The sequence below is a fragment of the Rhizobium sp. PL01 genome (assembly GCF_033447125.1).
Lineage (GTDB): Bacteria > Pseudomonadota > Alphaproteobacteria > Rhizobiales > Rhizobiaceae > Pararhizobium.
On record NZ_JAWQUM010000003.1, the window covers coordinates 295359 to 315451 of the forward strand.

22 protein-coding genes and 1 pseudogene are annotated in these 20093 nt (G+C 59.0%); 9 read left to right on the plus strand and 14 right to left on the minus strand.

Going from position 1 to position 20093, the window contains the following annotated elements:
• Positions 1–70 precede the first annotated feature (70 nt).
• Together R6X40_RS09160 and rnhA are read left to right on the plus strand one after the other, a co-directional pair.
• Complete coding sequence (locus R6X40_RS09160) at positions 71–1051, plus strand: homoserine kinase (RefSeq protein ID WP_318412833.1); 981 nt, start codon at positions 71–73, stop codon at positions 1049–1051.
• Complete coding sequence (rnhA, locus tag R6X40_RS09165) at positions 1048–1491, plus strand: ribonuclease HI (protein ID WP_318412835.1); 444 nt, start codon at positions 1048–1050, stop codon at positions 1489–1491. The genes R6X40_RS09160 and rnhA overlap by 4 nt, the downstream gene beginning before the upstream one ends.
• A gap of 192 nt (positions 1492–1683) precedes the next feature.
• Here the strand turns inward: rnhA and R6X40_RS09170 are convergent, their stop codons facing one another.
• Both R6X40_RS09170 and R6X40_RS09175 read right to left on the minus strand, forming a co-directional pair.
• Entirely contained in the window at positions 1684–2085 is a 402-nt protein-coding gene (locus R6X40_RS09170) for a VOC family protein (protein ID WP_318412836.1), read from the minus strand.
• Between the two features lie 35 nt (positions 2086–2120).
• Positions 2121–2417, minus strand: a complete 297-nt coding sequence (locus R6X40_RS09175) for a hypothetical protein (protein WP_318412837.1) — start codon at positions 2415–2417, stop codon at positions 2121–2123.
• Between the two features lie 185 nt (positions 2418–2602).
• Between R6X40_RS09175 and R6X40_RS09180 the strand changes: the two genes are divergently transcribed.
• Entirely contained in the window at positions 2603–2947 is a 345-nt protein-coding gene (locus tag R6X40_RS09180) for a helix-turn-helix transcriptional regulator (RefSeq protein ID WP_318412839.1), read from the plus strand.
• Entirely contained in the window at positions 2944–3423 is a 480-nt protein-coding gene (locus tag R6X40_RS09185; RefSeq protein WP_318412841.1) for an SRPBCC family protein, read from the plus strand. The genes R6X40_RS09180 and R6X40_RS09185 overlap by 4 nt, the downstream gene beginning before the upstream one ends.
• 84 nt (positions 3424–3507) lie before the next feature.
• Here R6X40_RS09185 and R6X40_RS09190 read toward each other — a convergent pair whose 3' ends face one another.
• Together R6X40_RS09190 and R6X40_RS09195 are read right to left on the minus strand one after the other, a co-directional pair.
• Entirely contained in the window at positions 3508–3993 is a 486-nt protein-coding gene (locus tag R6X40_RS09190; RefSeq protein ID WP_318412843.1) for a peroxiredoxin, read from the minus strand.
• Between the two features lie 77 nt (positions 3994–4070).
• A complete protein-coding gene (locus R6X40_RS09195; protein ID WP_318412845.1) occupies positions 4071–4874 on the minus strand; it encodes a protein-disulfide reductase DsbD domain-containing protein in 804 nt (267 codons plus the stop codon).
• 198 nt (positions 4875–5072) lie between these two features.
• Between R6X40_RS09195 and R6X40_RS09200 the strand changes: the two genes are divergently transcribed.
• The 3 genes from R6X40_RS09200 to R6X40_RS09210 all read left to right on the plus strand — a co-directional run bounded on the left by R6X40_RS09200 (position 5073) and on the right by R6X40_RS09210 (position 7269).
• Positions 5073–5675, plus strand: a complete 603-nt coding sequence (locus R6X40_RS09200) for a YqgE/AlgH family protein (RefSeq protein ID WP_412178362.1) — start codon at positions 5073–5075, stop codon at positions 5673–5675.
• Positions 5676–5793: 118 nt separating this feature from the next.
• Positions 5794–5985, plus strand: a complete 192-nt coding sequence (locus tag R6X40_RS09205; protein WP_113243031.1) for a CsbD family protein — start codon at positions 5794–5796, stop codon at positions 5983–5985.
• 207 nt (positions 5986–6192) lie between these two features.
• Positions 6193–7269, plus strand: a complete 1077-nt coding sequence (locus R6X40_RS09210; RefSeq protein ID WP_318413250.1) for a putative zinc-binding metallopeptidase — start codon at positions 6193–6195, stop codon at positions 7267–7269.
• 363 nt (positions 7270–7632) lie between these two features.
• Here the strand turns inward: R6X40_RS09210 and R6X40_RS09215 are convergent, their stop codons facing one another.
• Positions 7633–8319 carry a glutathione S-transferase family protein gene (locus R6X40_RS09215; RefSeq protein ID WP_318412847.1) on the minus strand — a complete coding sequence of 229 codons (687 nt, stop codon included), beginning with the start codon at positions 8317–8319 and terminating at the stop codon, positions 7633–7635.
• A gap of 3 nt (positions 8320–8322) precedes the next feature.
• Entirely contained in the window at positions 8323–8709 is a 387-nt protein-coding gene (locus R6X40_RS31580) for a VOC family protein (protein ID WP_412178355.1), read from the minus strand.
• A 123-nt stretch (positions 8710–8832) separates the two neighbouring features.
• Here R6X40_RS31580 and R6X40_RS09225 point away from each other — a divergent pair, with 123 nt between their 5' ends.
• Complete coding sequence (locus R6X40_RS09225; protein ID WP_412178356.1) at positions 8833–9711, plus strand: LysR family transcriptional regulator; 879 nt, start codon at positions 8833–8835, stop codon at positions 9709–9711.
• A 194-nt stretch (positions 9712–9905) separates the two neighbouring features.
• On the opposite strand, the pseudogene R6X40_RS09230 reads toward R6X40_RS09225, so the two are convergent.
• The 6 genes and pseudogenes from R6X40_RS09230 to thrC all read right to left on the minus strand — a co-directional run.
• Positions 9906–10277 (minus strand): annotated as a pseudogene (locus R6X40_RS09230) (EAL domain-containing protein); the annotation flags it as partial.
• Positions 10278–10327: 50 nt separating this feature from the next.
• Positions 10328–10870 (minus strand): hypothetical protein, encoded by a 543-nt coding sequence (locus tag R6X40_RS09235; protein WP_318412853.1) that lies wholly within the window; start codon positions 10868–10870, stop codon positions 10328–10330.
• Between the two features lie 153 nt (positions 10871–11023).
• On the minus strand, positions 11024–13936 hold the full coding sequence (locus tag R6X40_RS09240) for an EAL domain-containing protein (RefSeq protein ID WP_318412855.1): 2913 nt from the start codon (positions 13934–13936) through the stop codon (positions 11024–11026).
• Entirely contained in the window at positions 13936–14547 is a 612-nt protein-coding gene (locus R6X40_RS09245) for a GNAT family protein (RefSeq protein WP_318412856.1), read from the minus strand. Before R6X40_RS09245 ends, R6X40_RS09240 begins: the two co-directional genes overlap by 1 nt.
• Before the next feature lie 87 nt (positions 14548–14634).
• Complete coding sequence (locus tag R6X40_RS09250; RefSeq protein ID WP_318412857.1) at positions 14635–15936, minus strand: pitrilysin family protein; 1302 nt, start codon at positions 15934–15936, stop codon at positions 14635–14637.
• A 16-nt stretch (positions 15937–15952) separates the two neighbouring features.
• The gene (thrC, locus tag R6X40_RS09255) at positions 15953–17359 is read right to left on the minus strand and encodes a threonine synthase (RefSeq protein ID WP_318412859.1); all 1407 of its coding nucleotides are present in this window, start codon (positions 17357–17359) and stop codon (positions 15953–15955) included.
• Positions 17360–17692: 333 nt separating this feature from the next.
• Between thrC and R6X40_RS09260 the strand changes: the two genes are divergently transcribed.
• The gene (locus R6X40_RS09260) at positions 17693–18253 is read left to right on the plus strand and encodes a hypothetical protein (protein ID WP_318412861.1); all 561 of its coding nucleotides are present in this window, start codon (positions 17693–17695) and stop codon (positions 18251–18253) included.
• 78 nt (positions 18254–18331) lie between these two features.
• Here the strand turns inward: R6X40_RS09260 and R6X40_RS09265 are convergent, their stop codons facing one another.
• Positions 18332–19027: an HAD family hydrolase gene (locus R6X40_RS09265; RefSeq protein WP_318412863.1), complete on the minus strand. Its 696-nt coding sequence runs from the start codon at positions 19025–19027 to the stop codon at positions 18332–18334.
• 147 nt (positions 19028–19174) lie between these two features.
• Complete coding sequence (locus tag R6X40_RS09270) at positions 19175–20086, minus strand: LysR family transcriptional regulator (protein WP_318412864.1); 912 nt, start codon at positions 20084–20086, stop codon at positions 19175–19177.
• Positions 20087–20093 lie beyond the last annotated feature (7 nt).

Genomic DNA, 20093 nt, shown 5'->3' on the forward strand with positions numbered 1-20093 from the left:
CGGCCTCCCAGTTTCCCCGCGCTCTCCTGAGTGCAGTAGAATAACAACTCCCGAAGAGAGTGAAACGACAGTGGCAGTTTACACCGACATCACGGAAGACGATCTCGCCCGTTTTCTGGCCGCCTATGACGTCGGCACGCTGACGTCCTACAAGGGCATTGCCGAAGGCGTCGAAAACACCAATTTCCTGCTGCACACCACCAAGGGCTCCTACATCCTGACGCTCTATGAAAAGCGGGTTGATCAGAACGACCTGCCATTCTTCCTCGGGTTGATGCACCATCTCGCCGATCAGGGGCTGTCCTGCCCGCTGCCCTTGCCACGCGCCGATGGCGAATTACTCGGTCACCTTTCAGGCCGTCCGGCCGCCGTGATCTCGTTCCTCGAAGGCATGTGGCTGCGTAAGCCGGATGCAAACCATTGCCGCGAAGTCGGCAAGGCTTTGGCGGCCATGCATGTGGCAGGCGAGGGGTTTGCGATCCGCCGCCCGAATGCGCTGTCGGTCGGCGGCTGGCGGCCGCTCTGGAACAATTCGCGCGACCGGGCCGACGAGGTACAGACCGGCCTGCAGAGCGAGATCGCCGCGGAGCTGGATTTTCTCGAAGCCCATTGGCCGAAGGACCTGCCAGAGGGCGTGATCCATGCCGACCTGTTTCCGGACAACGTCTTTTTTCTCGGCAATGAGCTCTCCGGCCTGATCGACTTCTATTTCGCCTGCAACGATCCGCTCGCCTATGACGTCTCCATCTGCCTGAATGCCTGGTGCTTCGAAAAGGACGGTGCATTCAACATCACCAAAGGTATGGCGCTGCTGGAAGGCTATCAGAGCGTGCGGCCGCTGACACCGGCTGAGATCGACGCCTTGCCGTTGCTCGCCCGCGGCTCTGCCCTGCGGTTCTTCCTGACGCGGCTCTATGACTGGCTGATGACCCCGGCCGGTGCCCTGGTGGTCAAAAAAGACCCGCTCGAATATCTGAAGAAGCTGCAATTCCACCGCTCCATCAAAACTGCGGCCGAATATGGCCTGACCGACGAGACAATGCCCGCATGAAACATGTCGATATTTTTACCGATGGAGCCTGCTCCGGAAATCCGGGTCCAGGCGGCTGGGGCGCAGTGCTGCGCTATGGCGAGACCGAGAAGGATCTGTGTGGCGGCGAAGCGGAAACCACCAACAACCGCATGGAGCTCCTGGCGGCGATTTCTGCGCTCACCAGCCTGAAGACGCAATGTGAGGTCGATCTCTACACCGATTCGAAATACGTCATGGACGGCATCGGCAAGTGGATCCATGGCTGGAAGAAGAACGGCTGGAAGACCGCCGACAAGAAGCCGGTGAAAAACGGCGAGCTGTGGCAGGCGCTTGATGTCGCCAACCAGAGCCACAAGGTCACCTGGCACTGGGTGAAGGGCCACGCCGGCCATCCGGAAAACGAACGCGCCGACGAATTGGCCCGCAAGGGCATGGAGCCGTTCAAGAAGAAGCGGTGATCTTCGCTAGGCGGCTGAAAAGTCATTTTCTCGGCAGTTTGCAGGTTATTTGGGAAGCTGGACGTTTGCCAAACTCTTCGTCATCCTCGCTCTTGTGGCGGTGATGACGGAGAACGGGTGCCGATCTTGCCAGATAACTGTTTTCAGGATTTGTCAGCAGCCTGGTTAGAGCCTCATTGATCATACGCGGCTCTATCGTCCGTCGGTAAACTCAACGAGATCCCACAGGTTTCGATAGAGGTCCGTGAAAACGGCGACGATGCCGTAGGGTTCTACCTTCGGTTCGCGCGTAAACCGTATTCCGGCTGCGACCATTTTAGGATGATCCCGCCAGAAATCGTCGGTCTGCAGAAACAGGAATACGCGGCCGCCGGCTTGGTTGCCGATGAACGGTTCCTGATGGTCCGCGGATGCGCGCGCCAGAAGCAGCGACGTGCCGCCGTCTCCAGGTGGCCGCACGACCACCCAGCGCTTGTCCTGTTCCGGTTGGTAGCTATCCTCGACCAGCACGAAGCCAAGCGTGTTGACATAGAAATCAATAGCGTCGTCATAGTCACGAACGACGAGGGCAATCAGGGCAATGCTCTGTTTCATGGGGCCTCATGCTGGTGGCAACGGTATCGCCGCAGTTATTTTACGGTGCAGATGCCATTGGCGCCGCCCTTGCCGGTATAGCTGACGGCCGGGGAGCCGTCGGGGTTGATGCTGAGCGAGATGGTCACGCCGCTGCCCTTGGCTTCGTAATAGTTCTGGTTGACGACCTTCAGTTTGCCTTCCTTGCCATTGATATAGATCGGCCCGCCCTCATCGGCATGAACCTCGATCTTGCCGGGGCAGGTGGCATTCACAAGCGGAATTTTGGCCGCTGCCTGTCCGGCAACAGTCAGGGTAGCGGCAATGGCGGCCAAGCGTAGAAACGTCTTCATCGTGATCTCCCGAACGCTCATTCGAATCCAGAGGAGCCGTAGCGTGACAGGATGCCGGTTCAAGTCAAGGACAAGAGCCGCGCTGCAGCTTGGTATTCCTCCACTTCGGCGAGTGGCGATCATGGCGATGCACTCCGTAAACACTTAGCCGTTGAGCTCAGTGTTTGATCGTGATACTTATCCTTATGGAACAGTATTCGCACCAATTGAACGGCATCTTTCAAGCGCTTGCCGACCCCACCCGCCGGGCGGTCCTGGCGCAGCTTGGCAAAGGTCCTGCAAGCATCAGCGATCTGGCGCAGCCCTTCGACATGGCCCTGCCATCGTTCATGAAGCACATTCATTTTCTCGAAGGCAGCGGCCTCATCCGGACGCAAAAAGCCGGCCGGGTCAGGACATGCGCCATCGAAAAGGAGCGGTTTGCCGCTATCGAGGCGTGGCTGTCGGCGCAGCGGGCACTCTGGGAAGGCCGCACCGACAGGCTCGAGCAATTCGTCATCAAGGCTCAGAAAAACGGAGGTTCACAATGACCAGCTCCATCAATCCGGAACTCGATCTGACGATTTCGCGCGTCATCAAGGCACCTCGATCGCTCATCTGGAATGCTTGGACCGATCCATCCAGCTTCGAGCAATGGTGGATTCCGGCGCCGGCCAAATGCAAGGTCATGGCGATGGACCTTCGCCCCGGCGGTGCGTTTGTCACGCAGATGAGCGAAAACGGCGGTGATTTCACGCCGCATCTTTCTGGCTGTTTTCTTGCCATTGATGATGGCGAGAGGATCGTCTTTACCAATGCCCTGAGCGGCGGCTGGCGGCCAGCCGAGCAACCGTTCATGACGGCAATCGTCACGCTGCAGGATCATCCGCAGGGCACCGATTACCGTGCCCATGTGATGCACAAGAGCAATGCCGACCGCAACATGCACGACGAGCTGGGATTCTACGACGGCTGGGGCACGGTCATCGGCCAATTGGCAAGGCTGGTTGAACAGCGGGTTCAATAATTGGCGATCGTCACAGACGCAAAAGCCCGCATACGCGTCCAGCATGCGGGCTCGCCAACTATCATCCGGTCTTGATGGCAGCGCTCAGATCTGTTCGAGCATTGCTGCGGCCGCTGAAACCGTCGCCTGGCCGGGGCTGTCCTCGACGTTGAGCGTCTTCACCACGCCGTCTTCCACCAGCATCGAATAGCGCTTCGAGCGCAGGCCGAGCGTACCGGCGGAGAGGTCGATGTCCATGCCGAGCGCCTTCGTGAAGGCAGCGTTCCAGTCGGACAGGAAGTGGATTTTGCCCATGCCGCCCGATGCGGTCGCCCAGGCGCCCATCACGTGCAGGTCGTTGACCGCAACGACGGCGATATCGTCGATGCCGCGTGCTAGGATCGCATCACGGTTTTCCAGGTAACCCGGCAGGTGGTTGAGCGAGCAGGTCGGCGTGAAGGCGCCGGGCACGGCGAAGAGAACGACCTTCTTGCCGGCAAACAGCTGCTCGGTGGTGATTTCGACCGGGCCATCGGCGGTCTTTTCCTTGAAGGTGGCGGCGGGCAGCTTGTCTCCGACGGAAATGGTCACGGTCTCACTCCTTGAGGTCTTTTGGGAAAGGCTGGAGCGCGCTGGCTCCATGGGTCGGAGGGGAATATAGATTCGGTTCAGTCAAAGGCAAGCGGGGTTTCGATACTCTGCTCTCCGGCGCGCGCAACGAGCAGAACAGAGCCGCTTTTCAGTGCGTCGCCCTTTGCTGGAACGCGCACGGCGATCTCCGCCGTGACCTTGCCGTTTTCCGCCGTGACATTTTCCGGCTTGCCAAAACTGTAGCCGGGAGGGCCGGAAAGAAACAGTTCCGCAGGCATGGCGGCAGCCGGTGTCACCAACGACAGATGCAGGCGGTTTTCAGCGGCATCGAAAGAGGCGGCCGTCACTTTGAACGTGTCGGACGGCGGCATCGGCAGCGCGGCCACGGCGTCATCGATCCGGGCCCGGTCGAGCGGGTTTTGCGCAAGTCCTTCCGGCAGGGAAAGGTGGAGATCGGCCTGAACCGGAATGCAGATATCCTTGCAGATACCCAGGAAAACCGAGGCTTTCAGGGTGAGGCTACCAGTCTTCTCGCGCCTCAGCGACAGCGGAAACGCCACAGAGCGATCGTAACCGGTATAGCTGGCAATCCCGTCGTGAAAGGCTTTTGGCGCCGGAAAGCGCAGTCCTGAAAAGGAGATGCCGTCCTTTGGGTCGACAGTGATCTGTGGCGGGATGCCGCTGGCGCCAGGCTCAACCCAATAGGTCTTCCAGCCGGGCTTCAGCCGGATGTCGAGAATGGCCGGGATCGTGCCGTCCGGTTCTGGCCTGTCGGCAACGATGCGCACCTCGCCGCCCTGCGATTGCACCCATTGGCTCTGCGCGGCATTGGCGGCAGGGGCGATAAAAAAATACGCTGAAAGGGTTGCCAGCGCAGCCAAATGAGTCGCATTCTGTAGGGAACGATGATGCTTCATGATGCTCAGGCTTACCGGTTTTGGCGCATGCTTGAAAGATGCCCGGTTTCACCTCTTGATCATTTTCTCTTGATGAAGACGGGATTTGGCCGGGCTTAAAGCAGCCTTGAAAATAATTGACGAGGGTGGGAACGCTTTTAATTGGCACAGAAGGCTGACACCATGATGGCGACGTTCCAGAAAAAACGCGAACGCGGAATATTGGACGGTCAGTTCCTGATCGCCATGCCTGGCATGTTCGACAGCAATTTTGCCCGCACGGTCATCTTCGTCTGCGCCCATTCAGATGACGGCGCCATGGGCTTCGTGCTCAACCGGCCGCAGCAACTGACCTTCCCGGACGTTCTTCTGCATCTGCGTATCATCGATCAACAGCAGGCAATCCGGCTGCCCGGTGTCACCCGCGACTTCCAGATTCAGACCGGCGGTCCGGTTGAAACCGGGCGCGGCTTCGTTCTGCACTCGGACGATTACCTCAGCGAATCCAGCATTCCCGTCAACGATGACATCTGCCTGACGGCGACGCTCGATATCGTCCGGGCGATCTCGCGCGGCGAGGGGCCTGAGAAGGCGATGATGATGCTCGGTTATGCCGGCTGGGGTGCCGGGCAGCTCGAAAATGAGATTGCCAACAATGGCTGGCTGAATTGCCCGGCAAGCGAAGAACTGATCTTCGACCGCGATCTGGGCGATAAATACGACCGGGCGCTGGCATTGATGGGGGTCGCCCCGGCGATGCTGTCGGTCGATGCCGGTCATGCCTGAGCAAATCTATTTTCTGTCTTTCTGATATTGCGCCGGAACAAATCGAGCCGCTTCCCGTTTTCCAGTCGCAAGGGCAGGACGATCCGTTCATGTCCTCAACCTCTCAAGGAGACTGATCATGGGTAGCACTTCCGACAAGATTTCCGGCGCCGCCAATCAGGCAGCGGGCAAGGTCAAGCAGGCTGCCGGCAAGGCAACCGGCAGCGAGAAATTGCAGGCTGAAGGCAAGGGCCAGGAAATCAAGGGCAAGGTCCAGACGGCCACCGGCAAGGCCAAGGATGCCGTCAAGGGCACCGTTGATCGTATGTAATCCGGTTCGCCGCCGGTCATCTCGAAGAGGTGCCGGCGGCTCCAAAGTGCGCGAATCGACTGTCCTGACGGGTTCAACTGGATGGAAGATTTCAGCGCCGATGCCCGCTGTGCCTTGTGCCGGCGGGCATTTCTCTGTGAATGAGACCAGGTCATGGCCGGCATCAGCTGCGCCAGCATCCTTTACGTCGAGATTAGCGGGCGGGCCATGAGACTTTACGAATGCGGCAATTGCGGTAATCCCGTTCACTTCGACAATCGCGTCTGCATCAATTGCGGATCGCAGCTTGGTTTTCTGCCGGAGGCCATGGCGATGCAGGCTTTGACGCCTGCCGGCGACGATCTGTGGCAGGCATCCTCGCGCCAAGTGGCGGATGTTCGCTTTTGTGCCAATGCGGCAGACGACATCTGCAATTGGCTGATCTCCACCAACGACACGCACGTCTATTGTCAAGCCTGCCGCTACAACCGCATCGTGCCGGTCACCGGCAATCCGGAGGGCCGTCTGCGCTGGCAGAAGATCGGTCAGGCACAACGCCATCTGTTCTACTCGCTGCTGCGCTGGAACCTGCCGCGTCCCGGCCGCGATGTGGATCCGGACGGCGGACTGGTGTTTGATTTCCTCGCCGACGAGGTCGATGCAAACGGCAATATCGTTGCGGCCATGACCGGTCACGAGGATGGCCTGATCAGCCTGCGGGCAGCCGAAGCCAATGACGCAACGCGCGAAAGCGTGCGGGTGTCGATGAACGAGCCCTACCGGACATTGCTCGGCCATTTCCGCCATGAGATCGGCCATTTCTACTGGGTTCAGCTTGTGCGCGACGACCAGACGCTCGCCGAGGCGCGGGCGTTGTTCGGCGACGAACGGGCTGATTATGCCGAGGCACTGGAGCGCAACTACGAACAGGGACCGCCAACCGACTGGCAGGCGCGTTTCATCAGCACCTATGCCAGCAGCCATCCGTCCGAGGATTTTGCCGAATGCTGGGCGCATTTCTTCCACATCGTCGACACGCTGGAAACCGCGCGCTCGTTCGGCCTGACGACCGAACCGCGCCGCCATGAAGAGATGGCCGCAGAAGTCGATTTCGATCCCTACCGGGCCCTGGACGCACAAACGCTTCTTGATGCCTGGGTGCCTCTCAGCGTGGCGCTGAACAGCATCCAGCGCAGCATGGGCCAACCCGACAGTTACCCCTTCGTGCTTTCACCACCGGTGGTGCAGAAACTCGATTTCATCAACCGGCTGATCCGGCGGGCAGGGGCGGTGTACGGGCAGTAGGGCGTGGTCACTGCTTCATTGAGCAGCGGCCGAAAGATTCCGATTTTACTTCGCGGATGCGGCCGGCCGCACTTAAGGTATTGCTGTCGGCTGCTTTGCGCCAATGGAGACATGAACTGCTTCGAGGTTGGAGGCTGGAATGGGGCCGTCAGCGGAATGTCTGCTTCTAGGCTGCGAACAAACAAACACTGCCGATCAATTACATATCGACTTGTTACGGTCGGCCCCATCGCCTGCATGCTGAACAACTGGAAATGAACGCTCACCCACATGCGCTTGAGCACTACGCGTGTCAGTTGCACGTCTTCAAGAAATATACTGTGGTTGCGTGACCCAGGATGTTGGGTCGTTGCAGTAACAGTTCTATCCACTTGCTGTGCCTAGCACCCGAGCGGCATGGCTTTCCTTTTGGGCGATGAACTGTACAAGTTCAGCCTCATAGGTTGGCGGTACCGCGTCTTTCACCGATTTATGGCTGCCTACAAGAGCCCACCATTCTGTGAGTTTTTGTGGAAGCGAGTCATTCAGTTTCGTTTCCGACACTCTATCGAAAACAGAAAAATACCGGAAAAGTGTTGCAAACACCGCGTCGACAAGGCCGAAAGCATCACCCGCGAAGTATTTTTGCGGCTGAAAACGGTCATCGACAATCCGCAGTCGCTCCTCAAGCTCTCGCAACGAGATTGCGAAAGCGGATTCGTCGACATCGCGGTAGATAATGCGGGCGACGATATTCAGCATGCCATCCGCATAGGCCATCCAGGCTTCATGACAAGCGCGCGGCCAAGGATCGCTGGGCATCAGACCTCCCTCTGTCACCTGATCCAGATAACGGGCAATAACACCGGATTCGAATAGCCATTCGTCGCGCCCAGCCCAAAATACCGGCACCTGACGACCCGGCGATATATCGCCGAGCCAGGCGGGTTTATTGTCGAGGTCGATATCGATCCGTTCAAAGTCAATGCCTTTTTCGATCATGACGATAACGACCCTTTGCACATAAGGGCACAATCTGTGCCCTACGATCTTGTAGGGTTCCAACGGCATGGCTCAACTGACCATGCAGTGGACATTGAGTTTGTTGCCGTCCAGATCGCGGAAATAGGCGGCGTAAAAGCCGTCGGCCCGAAATCCGGGCTTGCCTTCATCGACGCCTCCCAATTTCAAAACCTTCTCATGCACCAGGTTAACCTGTGTCTGGCCGGATGCCGCGAGCGCAATCATTACGCCGTTGCCGACCGAATGTTCTTTTCCGTTTTCAGGAACATGAATTGAAAAGGCCGCGCCGCCATTTTCGTCTGCCCAGACGATGAAATCATCCATGTGCATCACCTGTTTTGCGCCGAACTCCGCCAATAAAGCGTCATAGAAGCTTTCCGCGCGGGGCAGGTTGGCCGTGCCAAGCGAAGTGTATCCAATCATATCCATGTCCTTCATTGCCGTTGTCGGTATGAGCTGAGGATATTCTGTTGCAGAAAAGATGGATATATGCATTTTTGAGATTTCATATTGCAAATTTGAAATGAAGTTGGCCAGAATTTGGACTGGAACCTCGTCAAAGTGTTTCTCGCGGTTTGCGAAACGGGCTCTCAGGTTCGCGCCGCCAGGCTTACCGGACTGAGCCATGCGACGGTCTTCCGGCACATTGCCCTGCTTGAAGAACAGACGGGCACGCGTTTGTTCGATCGTGTCAAAGGCCGGTTTGTGTTGACGGACGCGGGCAATGAAATGCGCGAGATAGGTCTTGGTATCGCCCGCTCTTTCGAGGCGATCGACCGGCGTGTAAGCGGCAGGGACGGAAATGCCGAGGGCATTGTGCGCCTTACCGCGCCGCGCAGTTTTGCCGACACCGTGTTGCCGCGTTATCTGATGAATTTCAGCGAGGCGCATCCCAACGTTCGGGTGGAACTTCTGGTTTCGAACCAGGAAATGAACATGTCCGACCGGGGCGCGGACGTCGCCTTGCGAGTCGCCCATAATCCACCTGACCATCTTTGGGGACGGCGTGTTCTCGATATCGATTGGGCTGTCTACGCGGCCCCCTCCTACCTCGAGACCGCTGCGCGGCTGGACGGCCCATCCGACCTTTCACAACATAAATTGGCCATGCCGGTAGGACAATTGCTGCGTCATCCGGCTTTTCGTGACGTGTTGAATGAAAAGCAGCCTGTGACGGCAATCGCATGCGATGATCTCACCGCCATGGCGCGTCTGGCAGCGGAGGGCTGCGGTGTTGCGCTCTTGCCGGACGATTTGCGCCGTTCAGACCTGAAGCGGTGTTTCACCTATCACACGGCACCCGCGAACACGCTCTGGGTGCTCACCCATCCAGACCTTCGGGGCGTACACAGAATATCGCTACTGATGGGATTTCTTGCCAAAGAGTTCGTTCAAGATCCCTATTGGAGGCGGACCGCGGAAGATCTCATCGGCGAATAATAGATCTTCAAGTTCAGTGCAAAGCTGTCATTTAGTCCCGCTGCAGCGAATTTCCGCTTTCAGAGTTCAATCATGAACCTTGAACATCCGAAATGAAGGCGCAAAGCTGCCCCCGAATTCGGCAGCTTATGTCCGCTTCGGGCCGCAAGCAGACGCCCATCGAATCAGCTACAAGATATAAAAATCCGGCCCACTCACGCCCGCTTCATCAGCGGAAAGCGTTCCTTCAGAAGCCGCTGGATCGAATCCGAGCCGATCGGGGGGCCGAAGAGGAAGCTTTGGCCGAAATCGCAGCCCATCTGCGAAAGCTGGATGGCGTCTTCTTCGGACTCGATCCCTTCGGCAACCACCTGCATCTCCAGTTCGCGCGCCATGGTGATGACTGAACGCAGAAGGATCGAGCGCTTGTCGCTGGGGTCTCTAACCAGTGACTTGTCGATCTTGATCGTGTCGAACGGAAAGCGGGTGAGATAGGCGAGCGACGAATGGCCGGTGCCGAAATCGTCGAGCGCCAGCCTGAGGCCTGCGTCCTTCAGCTTTTCCAGAACCAGGCGGGCCTGTTCCGGAGGCGTCCATTGGATACAGGGTAGAAATCGTAGCTAATGTTGGACGACCGCTATTCCAGGAGATGGGGAAATTTCCAGTAGCTGCCACAGCTTCTCAAAGAAAAGGCGGCAAGCCCGGAATCGTCGAGCTCTTGGCGAGATAACTCCACCTCGAACGATACAGCCTCATCTAAGCCATAGACAGCCGCCATCACGGCCAACGATTTAAGCGGTCCGAGCGCCAAATCATAGGCGATTCCGTATATGGTGGCTTCCTTTCCAGTGAAGTCACCTTTGATCACTCTCTTAATCTCCAAGTCTACTTTCACCGTGCTTGCCGACGTTTTTTCTTCAGCTGATACAATGCCGAAATCGCCGATTGACAGTGACCTTACGCGAGCCTCAACGACAGTTTTTGCATTCGCGAAGAGCTCGCTCTCATTGTAGGGGCAAGGTTGCATTCCCACTGCCGGGCGCAGACAAGCGAAAAGCAGCATGAGAGTGGCTATTGTTTTACTTGTGAGGGCGCGGACGTCCTTTCTGAAATACCTCTGACACGCTGTGCATTTCAGACGTAGCCCCGAGTTATCAATCGTTTCCCGCAACAGACCCATGTTCGCTACTCATTCGCCTCGGTCCAAAAGTCAAATGGTATCAGTGCACGAAAATGTCAGTCCTCATAAGTTGAGGCACCGGAAATTATCCGCGATGTGCCGGTACCAGACGCCAGTCGATTGAGATACGTGATATAAAAACTTCTACTCTTCTCACGCCCGCTTCATCAGCGGAAAGCGTTCCTTCAGCAGTCGCTGGATCGAATCCGAGCCGATTGGCGGGCCGAAGAGGAAGCTTTGGCCGAAGTCGCAGCCCATCTGCGAAAGCTGGATGGCGTCTTCTTCGGATTCGATACCTTCGGCAACCACCTGCATCTCCAGTTCACGGGCCATGGTGATGACCGAACGCAACAGGATCGAGCGCTTGTCGCTGGGATCCCTGACCAGTGACTTGTCGATCTTGATCGTGTCAAAGGGAAAGCGGGTGAGGTAGGCCAATGATGAATGGCCGGTGCCGAAATCGTCGAGCGCCAGCCTGAGGCCTGCGTCCTTCAGCTTTTCTAGAACCAGGCGGGCCTGTTCCGGGTTTTCCATCACGACGGATTCGGTCAGTTCCACCTTCACCTTGCGCGGATCGCAATGGTTCTTGTTCAAAACCGCACGGATATCGTCATAGAGATCGTTGTTGAGCAGCTGCGCGCTCGACAGGTTGACGGACACGAAGATTGGCAGGTCGCCGGTCTGGATCTGCCATTCGGTCAGGTCGCTCGTCGCTCTTTCGAAGGCGAACATGCCCAATTCGTTGATCAGATCGGTGCTCTCCGCGATCGGGATGAATTCCGACGGTGAAATACTGCCGCGCTTGGGATGCTCCCAACGCATCAGGGCCTCGAAGCCGGCGATCTCTGCATCGACCAGACGCACGATCGGCTGGTAGACGAGGCTTAGCTCCTTGCGCTCGATGGCGCGGCGCAGGTCCGTTTCGAGCTGCAGGCGATCGGTGCCAGAGGCGCGGAAAGCCGGGCGGAAAGGCTCGACACGATTGCCACCGGCTTTCTTGGCGCGGAACATTGCCAGTTCGGCATCGTCGAGCAGACCTGCAGCATTCTCCTGTTGATCGACCCAGGAGACGAGGCCGATCGAGGCCGTCAGGTTGATTTCGCGATTGCCGAAATTGAGTGGCACCATGATCGCCTTGGAGACTGCATCAGCGAAATCGGCGACTTTAGCGGTATCGCGCTCCGACATCAGGATCAGGCCGAATTCGTCGCCGCCAAGACGCGCCAGCGTGTCCTGGGGTTTCACCAGCCGCCGCAGACGGCGGGTCAGGGCGATCAGGATATTGTCGCCGGCAGCAATGCCCAGCATGTCGTTGACCTGCTTGTAGCGGTCGATGTCGATGGTGATGACGGTTGGACGCACGGCACTCGAACCCGGCGCCAGCGACAGAAGCGATTGCAGCCGGTCAAGGAAGATCTGCCGGTTCGGCAATCCGGTCAGGTTGTCGTTGAGCGCATTGTGCAGCAGCCGGTCGATGGAATTCTTCTGTTCGGTAATATCGACGATGGTGCCGACGCAGCGGATGATTTCGCCATTAGCACCCAGCACCGGCCGGGCACGGATCGACAGCCAGTGGTAATGGCCGTCTTCGGCGCGCACACGGAATTCGTGGTTCAGCCGCCCCTTGCGGTGTTCCAGAAGGAAGTCCAGCGTCGCGCGAAACCGGTCTCGGTCATCAGGGTGCAGGCGCGGCAGCCAGTTGCGGGCGGCGCCATGCATGGTGCCGGGCGACAGGCCCAGCTGAGCAGAAATGTCGGGGATAGTCACGACGCGGTCGCGCGCGACGTCCCAGTCCCAGACTGTGTCGCCGGAGCCGGTTAGCGCCAGCGACTGGCGCTCCAGATCGGAAAACAGACCCTGGCTATAGGCGCCGCCGGCAAAGGCGTGCTGCATCACCGTAAAGCCGATCAAGAGCACGATCAGCACGAGGCCACCACCGAGCGCCGGCTGGACGATGTCATTGGCAAGCTGGCCGGTGACCGTCAGCCAGGCGCCGAACAGCCAGACGAGGATCAGCAGCCAGGCGGGCACGAGCAGGATGGCGCGGTCGTAGCGGTTGAAACCGAGATAGGCGATCAGCACGATACCGGCCGTGCCGGTCAGCGCAAAGGAAAGACGGGCGATACCCGACGCGATGGCCGGATCGTAGATGGCAACGCCGAACAAAAGGCCAAGACCGAGGATCCAGGCAAGCGTCGCGTAGCTCAGGTGCTGATGCCAACGGTTGAGGTTGAGATAGGTGAACAGGAAGATCACCAGGCCTGCGGCGAGAAACACCTCGCTGCCCGCGCGCCATATTCGCTCGTCCCCGGCAGTAATCGAGATCAGCTTCGACAGGAAACCGAAATCGACGCAGATGTAGGCCAGCACAGCCCAGGCAAGCGCCGCCGTCGCCGGCAGCATCGAGGTGCCCTTGACGACGAACAGGATGGTCAGGAACACCGCAAGCAGGCCGGCAATGCCAAGCACGATGCCGCGATAGAGTGTGAAAGCGTTAACCGTATCCTTGTAGGCGTCGGGTTCCCACAGATAGATCTGCGGCAGGTCGGGGCCGGCAAGTTCCGCGACGAAGGTGATGACCGAGCCGGGGTTGAGCGTGATGCGGAACACGTCCGCTTCGTCGCTGGGTTGGCGGTCGAGCGCGAAGCCTTCGCTCGGGGTGATCGACAGGATGCGCTGCGATCCAAGGTCAGGCCAGAACAGTTTTGAATTCACCAGACGGAAATGCGGAGCGACGATGACGCGCTCCAGCTGTTCTTCCGAGACGTTGGCAAGCGCAAACACAGCCCAGTCGCCCTGGTGGTTTTCGGCACTGGATCGCACCTCGATGCGCCGCACGATACCGTCGGTGCCCGGCGCCGTCGAAACCTGAAAGGCTTCGCCGCGGCCGGTGTAGATTTCCGTCGTCGCCGTCAGGTCGAGTGCCGTGTCCTCGCGCGAAATCTTGACGGGCTCGGTCGCCAGCGCCGTGCCGCTACCGATCAGGCAGAACGTGACCATCATGGCGGAGAGAAGCGCCAAGAGCCTTCGTGCTGACGGGAGAAATGGCAGGCGGGTCAAAAACATCAATCACTCGAATTCTTCTGTTGCATGCTGTCCTGCGAGAGCAGGGAGAACATCAGATGGTCCCGCCATTGCCCGTTGATTTTCAGGTATTCCCGCAAATAGCCTTCGCGCTGAAACCCGGCCTTTTCAAGGAGCCGGATGCTTCTGTGGTTCTCGGGAATACAGGCTGCTTCAATACGGTGCAACTGAAGGCTCGAAAAGATGTAGGGGATAGCCAGTTTAACCGCCTGTGCCATATGCCCCTGGCCGGCAAATCTCTCGCCCATCCAGTAGCCGATCATGCAGCATTGGGCGGCACCCCTGCGGATGTAGCCGATGGTCAGGCCGCCGATCAGCTGGTCTTCAGTCCGTGAAACGATGAACAACGGTACCGCCTGACCGGAGGCGAATTCCTGTTCGTTGCGGATGACCCGGGTGCGAAAGGCGCTTTCGGTCATCTCATCGGCCCGCCAGGTCGGCTCCCAGGGCTCGAGAAAGGCGCGGCTTTCGCTGCGTAACTGGTACCATTGGCGGTAATCGGTAGATTTCGGCAGGCGCAGCATATGCGCCGCGTTGCCAATCTCGATCGGACCCGGCTGCCGTGACAGAAACCGAAAGACCGATCGTGTCATAGAAGCCTCCGCAGCGAACGGGTTGAGACCATATGCGAGAGTGCCGGGCGCTCGACGAACGCCCGGAGATCGCTCATCAGAAAAAAGTTAGCCGTTGGCAGCCCGAGCCCGGACAGCCTTGCTGGAAAGCGCACCGAGAATATCGTCCATCGGGGCCAGTTTTTCGACTGGGCCGATTGCCGACAGGGTAGGGACGGTATCGAAGAACAGCCGGCCGGCAAGATCGGTCAGGCGTTCGACGGTAATGCCGGACAGACGCTCCATCAGTTCTTCATTGGGGATCGGGCGGCCATAAAGCATCATCTGGCGGGCAATCTGGCCAGCACGCGCTGCCGGGCTTTCCTGTCCCATCAGAAGCTGGGCCCGGATCTGGGCGCGGGCGCGGTCGATTTCCTGCTGCTCGATGTTCATCGACGACTTGCGCAGTTCATCGATGATGACGGGCATCAGTTCCGGCAGGTTTTCGCCGCCGGTTGCCGCGTGAACGCCGAAGATACCGGTATCGGAAAAGCCCCAATGGAAAGCATAGACCGAATAGCACAGGCCGCGATGCTCACGCACTTCCTGGAACAGCCGGGACGACATGCCGCCGCCGAGAATGTTGGCAAGGATCTGCGAACAGTAGAAATCGCGGGCATGGTAGGCCTTGCCCTCAAAGCCGAGCAGCACCTGCGCGTCCATCAGGTCACGGCTTTCGCGCACATCACCGCCGGTATAATGGGCGGTATCGGCGACCGGCGATGCGGCCGGTTTTTGCGGCAGGCTGGAGAACCGGTCTTCAACCTGTCGTACAAAGCTATCATGATCGACAGCACCGGCACCAACGACGAACATCCGGTCGGTGGTGTAGTTGCGGTCGAGATAGGCGCGGATCTGTTCGGGCGTGAAGGATAAAACCGTATCCGGCGTGCCGAGGATCGGGCGGCCGATCGTCTGGTTGGCAAAGGCGGTTTCGGCGAATTTGTCGAAGACGACATCGTCGGGCGTGTCGTTGGCTGCGCCGATTTCCTGCAGGATGACCTGCTTTTCGCGCTGCAGCTCGTCCTCATCGAAGGAGGATTCCGTCAGAATGTCGGCGAGGATATCGACAGCGAGCGGAACATCGTCCTGAAGAATACGGGCGTAGTAGGAGGTGGTTTCCGTTGATGTCGCGGCGTTGACTTCGCCGCCGACATTTTCGATCTGTTCGGCAATGTCGCGGGCTGTACGCCGTGCGGTGCCTTTGAACGCCATATGTTCCAGCAGATGGGCAATGCCGTGCTCGTCCGTGGTTTCATCGCGTGAACCGGATTTGATCCAGACCCCGAGTGCGACGCTTTCAAGATGCGGCATATTCTCGGTGACGACCGTCAACCCGGATTGCAGCCGGGTGCACTCAACTTTCATCATACGTCTTTCTGCGTCCTTATTTCCGGATGCGGGCCCGCTCGTTGATAAAGGTTTCAACAGCTTTTAGCTCGGCGTCGAGAACGTCGAAACGCTCCTCCCTGACCATCAGATTAGCAAGCCACGTTGGAAGCGCCGGGTCAATACCACTGGCCGATTTTACTGCAGCCGGGAATTTCGCCGGGTGCGCTGTGGCCAGCGTCACCATCGGCACGCTTACGGTTTCGTGCTTGTTGGCAATGAAGACGCCGATGGCCGTATGCGGGTCGAGAAGATAGCCGGTGGTCTCCAGCGTCTTGGCGATAGTCTTCGCCACATCCTTCTCGGTGGCGCGGCCCGCGCGGAACACCTTGCGCATGGCTTTGAGCGCGTCTTCCTCGATCTCGAAGGAGCCGGACTGCTTCAGGCCGGCCATGGCGCCGCGCACCTTGGAAGCGTCGCGGCCATAAACTTCGAACAGCAGCCGCTCGAAATTGGAAGAGATCTGGATGTCCATCGACGGAGATGTGGTCGCCTTGACGTCGCGCATCTCGTAGCGGCCGGTCTCCAGCGTGCGGGCAAGAATGTCGTTTTCATTGGTGGCAACCACCAGCTTGTCGATCGGCAGGCCCATTTGGCGCGCTACATAACCGGCGAAGATATCGCCGAAATTGCCGGTCGGAACCGTGAACGAAACCATCCGGTCCGGGCCGCCGAGCGCCAGCGCCGTGGTGAAATAGTAGACGATCTGGGCCATGATGCGGGCCCAGTTGATCGAGTTGACGCCGGACAGCGCAACGCTGTCGCGAAAGGCGACGTCGTTGAACATCTCTTTGACGAGGCTCTGGCAGTCGTCGAAATTGCCGTTGATTGCCAGCGCATAAACATTGCTGGCCTCGGATGTGGTCATCTGGCGCTGCTGCACCGGCGAAACCTTGCCATGCGGAAACAGGATGAAGATGTCGGTGCGGTCGCGTCCGGCAAAGGCATCGATCGCAGCGCCGCCGGTGTCGCCTGACGTTGCGCCGACGATGGTGGCGCGTTCGTTGCGCTCGGTCAGCACGTAATCCATCAGCCGTGCCAGCAACTGCATGGCAACGTCCTTGAACGCCAGCGTCGAGCCGTGGAAAAGCTCCATGATGAAAGCATTCGGGCCGGTCTGGACAAGCGGTGCGATGGCCGGATGGCGGAAGGTCGCGTAGGCCTCCGCGATCATTTCCCTGAACTTGTCGTCGGGGATCTCACCGTCGATGAAAGGGGAAAGGACCGTAAACGCGATCTCCTGATAGGATTTTCCGCGCATCGCCCGGATTTCCTTCTTGGTGAAACTCGGCCATTCCGCCGGCACGTAAAGACCGCCGTCGCGACCGAGACCTGCCATAAGCGCATCGCAAAAACCCAGCGAAGGGGCTTCGCCCCGCGTCGAGATATACTTCACCGTGACCATCCTTCGTCGTCTGTTTGCTGCCGCGGAGGATGCGGCGGGAATTGAACGGCACCCTAGTCGAACCGGGTGGCAACCACGGTTCTTTTTGCGTCAACCCTTGGCAAAGCCGACGGAAACATCGGATTTTCACCTTTAGCCGGCCATTCCAGCGCGTTCTGAAAAATTGGCGTTCCGGCTTCAGACTCCAATCGATTTTTCAATGCGTCGCTGCTATAGACCATCGCCAAGAGTCTTGAAAGGCTCAAGTTGCAGGGGCGGAAAACCGAAAAATACCTTATTTTACGGTCAGTCACGCCTGCGACATCAATTGTGCAAGGCAGAGGGTCAAGTCAGGTGTTTGGTAAAATCTCCAGCCGTCTTCTCGGTATTTCACTTCTCGTGGTCATCGCAGGCTGCAACAAAACGGACACGGGCGGCGCGATCGACGCAGGCGGCAGTGCGGCAGCGCCGACACCGGCCGTCATTCAGGGGTCTTGCCCGCAGGTCTACCTGCTCGATGGCACCGCCAATTACCGCACCTATGCCAAGGGCGCCAAGGATGATCCGACCAAGATCGTCTACCAGGCATCGCTGGCCGACACGACCCGTCAGTGCGTCCAGAACGAGAGCCAGCTGGTGATGACCGTGGTCGTCCAGGGCCGCGTCGTTGCAGGCCCGGCCGGTGGTGCCGGAACGGTCAACCTGCCGATCCGGGTCGCTGCGACCGACGGCTCGAACACGCTCTATTCGGAATTGACGCAGTATCCGGTCGAAGTGCCAACCGGCGCCGGTTCCGCCCAGTTCATCTTCACCAAGACCAACATCACGCTGCCCGGCGGCGCCGGCGGCTTCGCCAAGATTTATGTCGGCTTCGACGAAGGTCCGGCTGCAGGCAAGAACAAGAAGAAGAAATAAGCGGGAATTTCCTGCTGAATGAAAAAAGCCGGTGCGACGATAATCGCACCGGCTTTTTTGTTGGTACTAAATCCGTTGTTACGCCGTCAGCGTTTCCGACCATGCCGCAAGAGCCGCAATGACGCCCGGCAATGCGCTCATGCGCGAAATTACCGTCTCGGCGCCGGCTTCCGTCAGCTTGTCGGCATGCGAGGGATAGGTGTGCGATGCGCCGGTGAAGCCGACGACGCGCATGCCGGCGGCGACGGCGCCATGGATGCCATGGACGGAATCCTCGATCACCAGTACCCGGGAAGGGTCGATCCCGAACTGCTTGGCGCCGTGCAGAAAGATGTCCGGCTTCGGCTTGACCCGGTCTTCGCCAAGATCGCGGGCCGAATAGATATGCTTGCCGAAGTGATCCTTGATGCCGACTTTGGCGAGCATCATCGAAAGGCGCGCCGAGGTCGAGTTCGAGCAGATGCAATGCGGCAGCTTCAGCTGCGCCAGCATCGGCTGGACGCCTTCGATGATCAGCACATCGCTGGCGAGCCGCTTGTCGAGGATCGCTTCGTTCTTGCTGAGAAGCGCTGCGGAAAGCGGGATATCGGCTTCCTTCTCGATGGCGAGAAGCGTGTTGTGAAATGTCATGCCGGCAAAGCGCTCGGCCATTTCCTCGGTGCTGATCGGATAGCCGGCCTCGGTCAGAAGCTCGGCCTCGACCTCGCTGGCGATGATTTCCGAATCAACGAGAACGCCGTCGCAGTCGAAGATGATGAGATCAATGCTGTTCATGTCGGAAGTGTCCTTTGGGGAGATGCTGGCCGTGTACACGATGACGCCCGAAAGCTCAACCGCGGCAAGCGAAAACCTGCCATGCAGAGGAGGCTGCGGGACCAAAATCTTGCCGCAAATGACAGAGGCATCTATCGCCAACAGGCGTCAGGTCTGGTTCGCCGGCACCTTGACGAAGTCGATGAATGCCCTGAGTGGCGCTGGCACCAGCCTGCGCCCGGGATAATACAGGAACGGGCCTGAAAAGGACTGCCACCAGGGTTGAAGAACGGGCTCCAGCGCGCCACTCTCCAGATGCGGGCGAAGCCAGTCCTCAAACAGGGAAATGATCCCTGTCCCGGCAATCGCTGCATCGACGGCCAGATCGATGCAACCGCCGACACTAACGATCAGCGGCCCGGCCGGATCGATCCGCACCACGTCGCCGTCGAGCTCGAACTCCCAGGGTGCTGTCGTCTTGCCACTGGAGAAACGGCCGAGCAGGCAGGCATGGCCGAGCAATTCACGTGGATGCTGGGGCCTGCCCCGGTGGTCGAGATAGGCCGGGGAGGCTGCGGTGGCAAAACGCTGGACGCGCGGCCCGATGGGAACCGCGATCATGTCCTGCTCCAGCCGTTCGTCATAGCGGATTCCGGCGTCGCAGCCTGCGGCGAGCACATCGACAAAGCTGTCGTCGGCGACAATCTCCAGCCGGATGTCGGGATAGGCAGCCAGGAACGGCGGTATGATCGTGGGCAGCACCAGCCGTGCCGCGCTGACAGGCACATTGAGGCGCAGCGTGCCGGCGGGCCGGCCGCGAAAGCCGTTGACCACGTCGAGGGCCGCCTCCACCTCGGTCAGTGCCGGACCCAGCCGTGCCAGCAACCCCTTGCCCGCTTCGGTCGGAACCACGCTGCGCGTTGTCCGGTTCAGCAGCCTGACGCCCAGCTGGGCCTCCAGGCGGCGCACCGCTTCACTGAGAAAAGAGGCGCTGCTGCCACTGATGCGCGCGCCCTCGCGAAAGCCGCCGGCGCGGGCCACCGCCACAAACGCATTCAGATCACCCAGATCGGTCTTCACTGTTCGC

What these genes read in the sequence shown, in the direction of transcription:
- R6X40_RS09205 (WP_113243031.1), top strand. Translation starts at nt 5,794, where the DNA reads ATGGGTAGCACTTCCGACAAGATTTCCGGCGCCGCCAATCAGGCAGCG.
- R6X40_RS09240 (WP_318412855.1), bottom strand. Translation starts at nt 13,936, where the DNA reads ATGTTTTTGACCCGCCTGCCATTTCTCCCGTCAGCACGAAGGCTCTTG.
- R6X40_RS09250 (WP_318412857.1), bottom strand. Translation starts at nt 15,936, where the DNA reads ATGATGAAAGTTGAGTGCACCCGGCTGCAATCCGGGTTGACGGTCGTC.
- R6X40_RS09175 (WP_318412837.1), bottom strand. Translation starts at nt 2,417, where the DNA reads ATGAAGACGTTTCTACGCTTGGCCGCCATTGCCGCTACCCTGACTGTT.
- R6X40_RS09215 (WP_318412847.1), bottom strand. Translation starts at nt 8,319, where the DNA reads ATGCCGTTGGAACCCTACAAGATCGTAGGGCACAGATTGTGCCCTTAT.
- R6X40_RS09235 (WP_318412853.1), bottom strand. Translation starts at nt 10,870, where the DNA reads ATGGGTCTGTTGCGGGAAACGATTGATAACTCGGGGCTACGTCTGAAA.
- R6X40_RS09170 (WP_318412836.1), bottom strand. Translation starts at nt 2,085, where the DNA reads ATGAAACAGAGCATTGCCCTGATTGCCCTCGTCGTTCGTGACTATGAC.
- R6X40_RS09200 (WP_412178362.1), top strand. Translation starts at nt 5,073, where the DNA reads ATGATGGCGACGTTCCAGAAAAAACGCGAACGCGGAATATTGGACGGT.
- R6X40_RS31580 (WP_412178355.1), bottom strand. Translation starts at nt 8,709, where the DNA reads ATGAAGGACATGGATATGATTGGATACACTTCGCTTGGCACGGCCAAC.
- R6X40_RS09265 (WP_318412863.1), bottom strand. Translation starts at nt 19,027, where the DNA reads ATGAACAGCATTGATCTCATCATCTTCGACTGCGACGGCGTTCTCGTT.
- thrC (WP_318412859.1), bottom strand. Translation starts at nt 17,359, where the DNA reads ATGGTCACGGTGAAGTATATCTCGACGCGGGGCGAAGCCCCTTCGCTG.
- rnhA (WP_318412835.1), top strand. Translation starts at nt 1,048, where the DNA reads ATGAAACATGTCGATATTTTTACCGATGGAGCCTGCTCCGGAAATCCG.
- R6X40_RS09185 (WP_318412841.1), top strand. Translation starts at nt 2,944, where the DNA reads ATGACCAGCTCCATCAATCCGGAACTCGATCTGACGATTTCGCGCGTC.
- R6X40_RS09180 (WP_318412839.1), top strand. Translation starts at nt 2,603, where the DNA reads ATGGAACAGTATTCGCACCAATTGAACGGCATCTTTCAAGCGCTTGCC.
- R6X40_RS09245 (WP_318412856.1), bottom strand. Translation starts at nt 14,547, where the DNA reads ATGACACGATCGGTCTTTCGGTTTCTGTCACGGCAGCCGGGTCCGATC.
- R6X40_RS09210 (WP_318413250.1), top strand. Translation starts at nt 6,193, where the DNA reads ATGAGACTTTACGAATGCGGCAATTGCGGTAATCCCGTTCACTTCGAC.